Raw genomic sequence first — 10,723 nt, forward strand, 5'->3', positions numbered from 1 at the left:
TTACATCCTTACTTATTTTTCTAACAATTGTGCTGGTACTTTGACTGGCATATCCAATAACTGCTGTGCAAACGCCTTACCTTGTGGGTCAATACGCAAACTGGCAATTCCCCCACCGCCGAGTGCGTTTTCCAGCATAAAATTCAGGGCGTTCATGGCAGGTAATTCATAACGAATGACTTTTGATTTATCTGGATCTAAAACATGCTGCATATAGTCCGCAACATTGGCTTCGGTGAGCGCAGCACGAATCCACGGCAAATATTCTGCTTTACGTGCAATCACCCCGATATTGCTGTGATTGCCCTTATCGCCACTACGTGCATGGGCGACCTCAACCAAAGGCACTTCAATTTCATCACCTTGATAGCTTGCCACTTCACCCACTGGATGCATGGCAATCTCTTGTGGAACTAAACCTACTGGAATCTGCACTGGATGACGTTGTCCAGCAAAGTCCACCTCAACATTGATTTGATCTTTATCAATCAGGAAAGAGAACAATTTCACCACTGCCGAAGCTTTAGGACGACCACCGACAATGCCTGCCAAAGCAGGTGCCATACCTGTAGATGCCTGTGCAATTTCAGAGGCAAAGAACATACAGGCTTCTTTAAACATATGTTTGACGGCAATCTTGACCACCACTTCACGGCTATCCTTGATTCGTGAATGTGAACCGTAGGTACTTTCAACCCCTAATATTTCCACCGATTTTTCACTAAATGGCGGAACTGAACGCAAAGCCAAGACGCGTTCGCATTTATTTATAATCGCATCAGCAATGGTTTGGGCTTTTTCAGGCGCTTCACGTCCTGCAATCAAGAAACTGACGAGAACACGATAACCATCAGCATAAGTGGCACTGACTTTATATTGCCCTGTTGGTGCACGACCTGTAGCTCCCGTCACCTTAACCCGATCTTCACCCACCTGTTCTAAATAGACTTGACTAAAATCAGCAGTCACGTCAGGCAAGAGATAGGCTTGTGGATTACCAATTTCATAAACAATCTGTTCTGCCACAGTCGCAATCGAAACCAATCCGCCTGTACCTTGTGGTTTGGTCACGATAAAGGAAGCATCAGCATTTACTTCAACAATTGGAAAGCCCATATTGTCAAAGCCCTGCACCAAGCGCCAATCGGTAAAATTACCACCTGTACATTGCGCACCACATTCAATCACATGCCCTGCCAATGAACCCTGTGCCAGCTTGTCATAATCATCGAGTGACCATTTGTATTCATGTAATAAGGGTGCAAGTACCACCGCCGAATCGACCACACGCCCCGTAATCACAATATCCGCGCCCAAGTCCAAGGCATCACGAATCGCAACGGCTCCTAGATAGGCATTGCTACTGGCAACATGCGCAGGCAAGGCTTCGCCATTAAACATTTCCTGAACATTTTGTTTAAGTAATTCAGCATGTTTAGGTAGTACATCATCACCAAGTACCACTGCAACTTTTAAATCCAATCCCTTTTCATCAATGATTTTTTGTAAGGCATCACGACAGGCTAAAGGATTAACACCCCCAGCATTGCTAATGACTTTTATTTTTTTCTCTGCAATTTTTTTAATCAATGGCGACATGACACGACTGACGAAATCCAGTGCATAGCCATGACTTGGATCGGTCATCATTGCCTTGGCCATGATCGACATGGTAATTTCAGACAGATAATCAAAAACCAGATAATCAATATCACTCAGATGGACCAACTGAAATGCGGCTGTGTTGGTATCGCCCCAGAATCCTGATGCACACCCGATTTTGACTACCCTCTGGTCATCCTGTTTGACGCTTGTCATGAGCTTTCTCATTGTTATTGCTAAAAACGCCTTAACATTACCAAGCAAGTGCTTGGTTTGTAAAGTGCATAATGATATGCTGTATTGGCAAAAATAAACAAACTCAGGCAAATGCTTGTTATAAAAAGATAAGACAATTTACGAAATGAATTTTGTTACAATACGCACTAGAGTAAACGGGATAGATAGATTGGCATGATCGCTACTTCAATTGAGCAAATACCTAAAATTGTATGTTTTGACGATAGTCCACGTGGACGCTTGCTGCTTGGTGCCGCCTATCTGTTTTACAAACAGGGTTATGACAAGACCACGGTTCGCCAACTCGGTGAGTTTATTGGTATTCAGTCAGGTAGCCTGTTCCATCATTTTAAAAGTAAGGATGACATTCTCGCCACGGTAATGGAGCAAACCATTATCTATAACTTTGCCCGTTTAAAAGAGGCGGCTGAACGCTCCAATGATCCTGAACAACAATTACGCGACTTGATCAAGGCCGAACTGATTTCAATTACGGGCGATACAGGGGCAGCAATGGCTGTACTGGTACATGAATGGTTTGCCCTCTCTAAAGAGAAACAGGAATATTTGCTTAAAATGCGTAATGAATATGAGCAGATTTGGCTGGATGTCATTGAGAAATTACGTGCCCAAGGCAAGGTTAAACATGATGCCTTTATCTGGCGACGTTTGGTTGGTGGTTCTATTTCCTGGTCGGTCACATGGTATCGACCTGAGGGAAAAGTAAAGGTGGATGAACTGACTGAAATGGTCTGGGAAATGGCTTTAAAATAGTGACTTGATAACAATATATTCTGAAAGAATACGGGTATAAAATGAATAATTTTACGCTTGAAGCGACAAGTAATCTCACTCTGCTTGCATACGAAGAAAATACCCCAGAGATATACTGGAATATCATTGCAGAACTACATCGACGTGGTTCAAAACAAGAGTTTGAGATAGCCAAAAACTTAACCTTATCTGATGACCCAATATATCGTGAAATTGCGGCAGATATACTTGGACAGTTAGGTTTCTCAACACATCGTTTTCATTATCAATCAGTCGAAATTCTTATTCATCTTTTGAATGATACTAATGAAGATGTTATTGCTTCAGCAGCATTTTCATTAGGTCATAGGCATGATATTAAAGCAGTACCCTCACTCATCAATTTATTAAAGCATCCTAATCCAAGAGTCAGGCATGGCGTCGCTTTCGGTTTATCATGCCTAGAAAATATTGATGCGATAAAAGGACTCATCTTTTTAACACATGATAAGCATGAAGATGTTCGTAATTGGGCGACTTTTGGGCTTGGTAGTCAATGTGAAAAAGATTTACCTGAAATTAGAGAAGCTCTATATCAAAGACTGACCGATAAAATCCCTGAAATCAGAGGTGAAGCATTTATAGGTTTAGCAAATAGAAAAGATTTCCGTATTGTCAATTTATTAATCCAAGAACTTGAGGGTGACTTCAATGGTTCATGGGCAATACAGGCATCAAAGCAATTAGCAGATTTTAGACTCTGCTTACCGTTACAAACTTTGCGAAAAAATATTGATATTACATCTGATGAATACTTCTTATCTGAACTGGATGAAGCCATATTAAGTTGTTGTGAAAAGTGTTTACTTTAATCCCAAAGAAAAATATATCTATTCATCAAACGACATAACTTAACGTCTAGTCATTTTTCTCTATTCTTGTTCAAAATAAAAACTGCTATTCTGCTGAAACATCAAAAGATTACAAGAAATAGCAGAATGAATCCATTACAACATGCCAATATTTCGGTAAAACGTCGTGGGGGCGAGCTTGAAGACTATATTGATATTCACGCCCTGATCGACAGCACCAAAATGCTCTGTACCGACAACCGCCATCGTATCCTGCATACCTTTTGGGGTGTTCAGGAAGTGATTATTCCAATCTTTGGACACCATTTTGAAAATAGTGCTGGCAAAAGTATCGAAGTCAAAGACCTGTGCGAAAAAGATCATTTACTGGTGGATTTTCATCATCGTTTTATTCCAACCTTAGGCGATTTTGTTGCAGCCATGCAGGATATTCCGACTGATGGGCTGGCGAAACGTCTTGAAAAATTCCATTCCGATGTGATTGATGATCCCAAAATCTCTGCGACTTTACTTTCACCTTTATCAGTCACAGGACAATTAAAGTCCTTACTGATCACGCATAATAGTTGGTTTATCAATACCATTCTACCGATGATGGGTAAAGGTGAAGCAAAGTTTATTAATTTTGATATTAGTCCAGACTTCTTTTTCAATCCAATGCGTTTTGAGCTTTGGATGGATAATGGAATGGCTGTGCCGCCTAGTGCAGTGAAATTACAAGAATTAAAAACGAAGATTGCTTAAAAGAAAACATCATGGAAGAAAAAATCTACGCCTTACGCAATATTTCATTTTGGTATGATGATGAATATTACTATCCTTTATGGAATGGTTCAGATCATATCGGACACATTACAGCGATTTTTTCAGACAAAGAACAAGCCATTGAAGAATGGAAACGTTTGGAATATGATTTTACTTATCGGGTTAATTTCGATAATTTTATGAGTGAGGGAACGCTTTATCAATTAGAAAATATATTACCTAATTATCAAGATGATGATCTAAGAAAACTCAATAAAGATGAATTATTCGATGTAATTCATGAAATTGGTTGTCATGTATATTATTTATATGAATATCCAAAACAAATCAAACAAAGAGTAATTTGGGACAAATCAGAAAATAACTATCATTTCTCTGATGCCTGTACAGAATATGATTTTAGAAAAAATTATTTTATAGATGCAACTTTTATCAAGGATGATCCTTTACTTAATCACGTTTCTCCATCTGTTGATAGTTTTATTCTTATTCTATATGGCAGCTTATCTGACCTTAGTGATACACCTATTTTGTTATCACAACTGATTCAACACAATGAGAATATTAACTATGATGAAGATAGGAAATTTTTACGCATACAACAGCTAAATATTTCTACTCTCAATAGTTTAAATGCCCTATTAAAAGACCCAATCCAATGTTTAACCATTGAAGAAATTTATGAGATCGAAAAATTATTAAACCAAAATAATACCAAGGAAGCTTAACATGGAGCGAAAAAAAATCTATGTGATTCGTCACTTATCATATTCATATAATGATGAATATTTCTCATCTTATATCCATGATAGACGGCATCAAGGACATATGACAGCTTTATTTGAAAATAAAGAAGATGCGATTCAAAAATGGAAACAACTCGAATATGACTTTAGCCATAAAGTCAACTTTCAGAATATTATTGAATGCGGTCAACAACATGACTTTTATGGTAAGGAAAAAATTTTAGCTCAAATGTCAGTAGATGAATTATTTAGCATACTGAATCAATGTGATAGTTGTGTTTATGCTGTATTTGAATATCCAAAGCAACTCAAACAACAAGTCTTTTTTGATATTCAAAAAAATGAATACAAAATGTGCTATGAAACAACTGAATATGACATTCAGGAGAATCAGTTTCTGCAAGCCAATTTTATAGAAAATGACCCTCTACTAACAGATATTTCCCCCTCTACCTCACGTGCTATTTATAGTGATATTGAATTGGTTGGTAGCCTAGCTGATTTTAGTGATTCCCCTTTACTATTGGAAAGACTCATTCAAGATCATCCTGATATTGAATACAATCACTCTTGTCTAGTGATTAAACCTAGTGCTCTTACCAGTATCAATCCTTTACTCAAAAATCCAATTGAGATGCGTTATCTGACAATAGAAGAAATTTATCAACTTGAAAAATCACTCAATCAAACTTACTTAAAAGGAATAGAGTAAAAATGAGCAACATCCAATACGTTATCCGTCAAAATGACTTTGCCTATAATGATGAATGGCATCTGACCAATTGCGTTTCAACTGGGGCGATCAAGCAGATTTATACGAATAAAGCTGAAGCTGAAAAGGCATACAAATCATTAGTCGTCGAAGGCTTATATTATGATGAACTATGTAACTATGACATCGGCAATGGTGAGGCAGATGATGAAACCTATGAAAAACTTGAAGCTTTTATCCTAGAAAAAACAGGCAAAACCTTTGATATTGATGATGGAGAAATCCCTCAACTGAATGAAGATGATGCATTTGAGTTCGCTAAAATCTCAGGTATTGTCTGGTATCAGCTACTGGAAGTCGATGCAACGCAACCCTGCTATGTGCTTTGGATCAACTCGGAAGAAGACTATTTTAGTGGCTATGAAACTGGCAGCATCATTTCCAGTCAGGATGAGAACTTTAGTGATGTATCTTGGGAATCCAATATTTATGCGATGGATTATGAGTTTGAAGCACTTTTCGACAAACCTCTTTCCGAATTAAGTGATAGTCCAGACCTGTTTAAAGCATTTATCGAGCAAACACCCGATATTCGTTACGATGCTAAAAAAGACTCCATCGTTGGTATTGCCTTAGACAATATCAAATTTATTCACTTAAAAGCCTTAAACTCCTTTCTTAAGCAACCAATTTTTGAAATTCGTCAAATCTCCTTAGAACAATTGGCTGAGTTAGAATAACCAACCAAAGTGAAATTAAAAAAGTGCGGTGTTTTGACCGCACTTTTCACTTGTTATGATCAAATCAAGAATTAATAACCCAACTGCCGACTAATCAAATCCTTCATGATTTCCTCTGCTCCACCGCCAATCATGTTGACTTTCACTTCACGGTAAATGCGCTCAGACTTAGTGCCACGCATAAAGCCCATTCCCCCTAAAGTTTGAACGGCTGCATCGGCACAGAATTGCATGGTACGTGTTGCCACATTTTTCGACATAGAAATTTGCGCAATCAAGTCTGCTCCCTGCAACTCTTTCTGTCCCATACGGTAGGCTGTATCTTCCAGCAATGCCCGCGTTGTGGTCAGTTGCGTTGCCATATCGACCAGTTTATGTCGAACCACCTGATGATCGATCAAACGCTTACCAAAAGTCTGACGCTGTTTTGCCCAATCCAGTGCCTCTTCATAACATACCAGCGCATAACCATACGCCATTGCCGCCAGCCAAAAACGCTCCATATTAAAGTTATTCATAATCACTTTAAAACCTGCATTTTCTTCGCCTAATAAATGGCTAACAGGCACTTTGACATTGTCAAAATGTAAATGCGCAGTATCCGATGCCCACCAACCCATTTTCTGTAATGGTGATTTGGTTATTCCATCGCTATGCGCATCGACCAATAACATGGAAATACCCTTGGCTCCCTGCGCATTTGGATCAGTCTTTACCGCTACGGTATAATAATCAGCCCGAATTCCTGAAGTGATAAAGGTCTTTTCACCATTCAAAATATAGTGATCACCGTCTCGAACTGCCTTGGTTTTAATTGCCGCCACATCAGAACCACCACTCGGTTCAGTAATTGCCAAAGCCGAGATTTTTTCGCCAGCAATAATCTGTGGCATCACCAGATCCCGAATTTCAGGTCGGGCAAAATGATGAATCGGTGGTGTACCAATACTATGAATCATCAGGGAAATATGCACACCACCTGATGCCGCTTTTGCCATTTCAATTGCTGCCAACATCACATAAAAGGCATCAGCATCAGGAATGCCACCATGCTCAGCATCAAAACCCAAGCCCAGTAAACCGACACTTGCAGCCTTTTGATAAAGCTCTCGTGGGAATGTTCCTGCTTCATCCCATTCATTGACATAAGGTGAAATTTCTTTTTCTACAAAGCGTTTTACACTGTCTGCAAAAGCCCGATGTTCTGCTGTGTAATAAATCGGGTTGAATAAACCATCCATGCTCTTTTCCTAAATTATTATTTAACTCATTGTTGTTGTATGAATCAGGCTTTAAACCAATTTTCTCATGATCTAAAGCCCTAAAAGATTTCGATTAATAGCCAAGTTGGCGACTGGCAAGATCTTTCATGATTTCCTCTGCCCCACCACCAATCATGTTCACTTTCACTTCACGATAAATTCGCTCAGACTTAGTCCCCCGCATAAAGCCCATACCACCTAATATCTGTACCGCAGCATCAGCACAGAATTGCATGGTTTGTGTTGCCACATTCTTGAGCATACAAATTTGCGCAATCAGTTCATTGCCCTGTAATTCAGGCTTACCCAGACGATAAGCCGTATCTTCCAACAAAGCACGAGTTAAGGTTAACCGCGTTGCCATATCCACCAGCTTATGTCGAACCACTTGATGGTCAATTAAACGCTTACCAAAAGTCTGGCGCTGCTTTGCCCAATCCAAGGCTTCCTCATAACAGACTAGCGCATAGCCATAGCTACTGGCAGCAAGGAAAAAACGCTCCATGTTAAAATTGTTCATAATCACAAAGAAGCCCATATTTTCTGCACCAAGCAGGTTTTTGGCTGGCACTCGCACGTTATCAAAGTGCAGATGTGCAGTATCCGATGCCCACCAACCCATTTTATCAAGCTTGGATTTGGTGATGCCCTCACTATGCGCATCAATCAACAGCATAGAAATGCCATTTGCCCCTTTGGCATTGGGATCGGTTCTCACTGCAACGGTATAATAGTCGGCGCGAATACCTGAGGTAATAAAGGTCTTTTCACCACTGACAATATAATCGTCGCCATCCCGAACTGCTTTGGTTTTTAGGGCTGCCACATCAGAACCACCGCTGGGTTCAGTAATTGCTAATGCCGAGATTTTTTCTCCTGACAAAATTTGTGGTAAGACCTCAGCTTTTAGCTCCTCTTGGGCAAAATGCTGAATTGGTGGTGTCCCAATAGTATGTGAAAGCAATGATGCAGCTAAACCACCTGATGCGCACTTTGCCAATTCAACCGAAGCAAGCAAGGTATAAAATGCATCCGTTCCCGCAATACCACCATAATTTTCATCGAAGCCAACACCGAGCAAACCAATATCTGCGGCCTTTTTATAAAGCTCTCTAGGAAAAGTTTCTGCTTCATCCCATTCATTGATAAAAGGACTAATCTCTTTTTCAGTAAAGCGCCTAACACTCTCAGCAAAGGCTAAATGTTGCTCAGTATAATATAGGGGATTAAGTTGCATGCTTGCTTCCTGGCGATTATTAATCATTGTTTTCGAATATTTAGTGAACACTAAGGTATCAAAACCACCAAAACCAAGCAAGCGCTTGGCAAAATTAAAAGTTAAAAAATATATACAATTCACCCACTGCTTTAATTTCTTATAAGAAATTATTCATACTCATCGAACTCTATATTTTTAATAAACTACGAAATCCTCGTGTAGAGTAATAAGATTGCGCTCCATTGTGATAGGTAAAAACTCGACCATACCGACTATCACAAAAAATAGCGCCACCTCGTGCCCGAATATCATCTGGCGCTCTCACCCAACTTGATGTTTTTAAATCAAAATGCTCAATTGACTGCAATTGCTTATATTGCTCTTCTGTCAATAACTCAACACCCATCCTTTCAGCCACATCAATAACATTATTTTCAGGTTTATGTTCCTTACGGGAATCCAAGGCTTTTCTGTCATAACATAGGCTTCTACGTCCTTTTGGCGATTCTATAGCACAATCATAAAATACGATTTCTGAAAAAATCTTTAAATCAAACATAACCACATCAGGCTCTCCTCCCGTATTCTCCATCTCATTCAATGACCAAAGTTTTTCAGTCTGCTGTTTTAACGTATTTTCAATATCATCCCAATTCAGGCCTTGATGACGATGCATATTTTGTTCAAAACGTTGTTTTAAGATCAGCAATAACGTCTCTGTTTGCTCTACGTCTAATTGTTTTTTCTTACTCATTTTATCAGTGCTCTAAATTCTTAGTGTTAGGTAGATCGACCATCAAACTGATTCATTTTTTTATTGTTTTACCGCATTAAAAGGGAGAGTTCAAATTTTGTTCTATCCTATCTCCTCATTACTTTAATGGATTAAGATGAAAGTTGTACCCGCCAAAGATATTCTAATCTTGCCAAGATACAAACAAAAATCGCTTCACCTAAAATATGCATGAGCGCAAAGATGGTCATTTCCCATCTAAACATCCATAACACAATTAGACAAATTAAAATCCAAATACTATTAGCAACTACCAAAATATTGACCAAGGTGATTGAACGTTTTTTATAATTGGCTAATAAAAATGAATAACATGCATATAGTAAATTGACACAGCCAATGAAAATAATCACGCTCTTTGGCAAATGATAAAGTGAACTTAACCATTGAGCAGCAAGCAACACAATCATTCCTGCCAATGCAGCTGCCCCACAATCCACCCATAAAATATTCTTTATGATGTTCATTCTTCTAATTCATCTTTTTTAATTTCTTGAATTGAGCAGATTTATAAAATCAAACCACCTAGATCAACATTAAAAGATCCATTGCCCAGCTTCTTAAAGAAAACTATTTTTCATTATACCAATAATAGAAACTTAAGATGAATAACCCCAACGATGTCCAATAGGTAAACAATCCATACATAATTCTTTACCCTCATAAGAACCACCATCCCAAATAATAAAATTATAGTCAGTATCCAAATCTATCCATAAATCTTCTTTATTAAATCGCATTGGGTTCTTATCCCGATTTACCATTAAGTGATTACATTGTTCACATTTCTGTACTGACATCTGTTGAGCAGTAATAAATCTTGTATCATCACAGATATATCTAAGATCATACTTTTCTAGTAAAACCCTCAATTCCTCATCAAATGTAGCTATTTTTTCATCAAAAATATTATCCTTAGTCTCTTGTGATGTTGTTTCAAAATAGCTATACAAACGTTTTATAGCAAATTGTTTCATTATTTCTTCTACTAAATCCTTATTATTTTTATAATATCATTTTTT

At 38.4% G+C, this 10,723-nt stretch carries 12 protein-coding genes; 6 read left to right on the forward strand and 6 right to left on the reverse strand.

What is annotated here, in order from left to right:
• Positions 1 to 12: 12 nt before the first annotated feature.
• Positions 13 to 1,818, reverse strand: a complete 1,806-nt coding sequence (locus N5J47_RS17155) for a DUF1446 domain-containing protein (protein WP_279961197.1) — start codon at positions 1,816 to 1,818, stop codon at positions 13 to 15.
• 195 nt (positions 1,819 to 2,013) lie between these two features.
• On the opposite strand from N5J47_RS17155, the gene N5J47_RS17160 reads away from it, so the two are divergent.
• The 6 genes from N5J47_RS17160 (at position 2,014) to N5J47_RS17185 (ending at position 6,427) form a co-directional block, all read left to right on the forward strand.
• Positions 2,014 to 2,613: a TetR/AcrR family transcriptional regulator gene (locus tag N5J47_RS17160; RefSeq protein WP_267982014.1), complete on the forward strand. Its 600-nt coding sequence runs from the start codon at positions 2,014 to 2,016 to the stop codon at positions 2,611 to 2,613.
• 41 nt (positions 2,614 to 2,654) lie between these two features.
• Complete coding sequence (locus tag N5J47_RS17165) at positions 2,655 to 3,464, forward strand: HEAT repeat domain-containing protein (protein ID WP_279961196.1); 810 nt, start codon at positions 2,655 to 2,657, stop codon at positions 3,462 to 3,464.
• A gap of 126 nt (positions 3,465 to 3,590) precedes the next feature.
• On the forward strand, positions 3,591 to 4,208 hold the full coding sequence (locus N5J47_RS17170) for a hypothetical protein (RefSeq protein ID WP_279961195.1): 618 nt from the start codon (positions 3,591 to 3,593) through the stop codon (positions 4,206 to 4,208).
• A gap of 11 nt (positions 4,209 to 4,219) precedes the next feature.
• Positions 4,220 to 4,957, forward strand: coding sequence for a hypothetical protein (locus N5J47_RS17175; RefSeq protein WP_279961194.1), 738 nt, complete (start codon positions 4,220 to 4,222; stop codon positions 4,955 to 4,957).
• 1 nt (position 4,958) lies between these two features.
• Complete coding sequence (locus tag N5J47_RS17180; protein ID WP_279961193.1) at positions 4,959 to 5,687, forward strand: hypothetical protein; 729 nt, start codon at positions 4,959 to 4,961, stop codon at positions 5,685 to 5,687.
• A 2-nt stretch (positions 5,688 to 5,689) separates the two neighbouring features.
• Positions 5,690 to 6,427 (forward strand): hypothetical protein, encoded by a 738-nt coding sequence (locus tag N5J47_RS17185; protein WP_279961192.1) that lies wholly within the window; start codon positions 5,690 to 5,692, stop codon positions 6,425 to 6,427.
• Between the two features lie 71 nt (positions 6,428 to 6,498).
• Here N5J47_RS17185 and N5J47_RS17190 read toward each other — a convergent pair whose 3' ends face one another.
• The 5 genes from N5J47_RS17190 to N5J47_RS17210 all read right to left on the reverse strand — a co-directional run bounded on the left by N5J47_RS17190 (position 6,499) and on the right by N5J47_RS17210 (position 10,678).
• Positions 6,499 to 7,668: an acyl-CoA dehydrogenase family protein gene (locus tag N5J47_RS17190; RefSeq protein WP_279961191.1), complete on the reverse strand. Its 1,170-nt coding sequence runs from the start codon at positions 7,666 to 7,668 to the stop codon at positions 6,499 to 6,501.
• A gap of 94 nt (positions 7,669 to 7,762) precedes the next feature.
• Complete coding sequence (locus tag N5J47_RS17195; RefSeq protein ID WP_279961190.1) at positions 7,763 to 8,926, reverse strand: acyl-CoA dehydrogenase family protein; 1,164 nt, start codon at positions 8,924 to 8,926, stop codon at positions 7,763 to 7,765.
• Positions 8,927 to 9,095: 169 nt separating this feature from the next.
• Positions 9,096 to 9,662, reverse strand: coding sequence for a DUF4256 domain-containing protein (locus N5J47_RS17200; RefSeq protein WP_279961189.1), 567 nt, complete (start codon positions 9,660 to 9,662; stop codon positions 9,096 to 9,098).
• Positions 9,663 to 9,793: 131 nt separating this feature from the next.
• The gene (locus tag N5J47_RS17205; protein WP_279961188.1) at positions 9,794 to 10,168 is read right to left on the reverse strand and encodes a hypothetical protein; all 375 of its coding nucleotides are present in this window, start codon (positions 10,166 to 10,168) and stop codon (positions 9,794 to 9,796) included.
• Between the two features lie 132 nt (positions 10,169 to 10,300).
• Positions 10,301 to 10,678, reverse strand: a complete 378-nt coding sequence (locus tag N5J47_RS17210) for a hypothetical protein (RefSeq protein WP_279961187.1) — start codon at positions 10,676 to 10,678, stop codon at positions 10,301 to 10,303.
• Between the last annotated feature and the right edge of the window lie 45 nt (positions 10,679 to 10,723).

The organism is Acinetobacter sp. GD03645 (assembly GCF_029845285.1).
Classification (GTDB): Bacteria; Pseudomonadota; Gammaproteobacteria; order Pseudomonadales; family Moraxellaceae; genus Acinetobacter; species Acinetobacter corruptisaponis.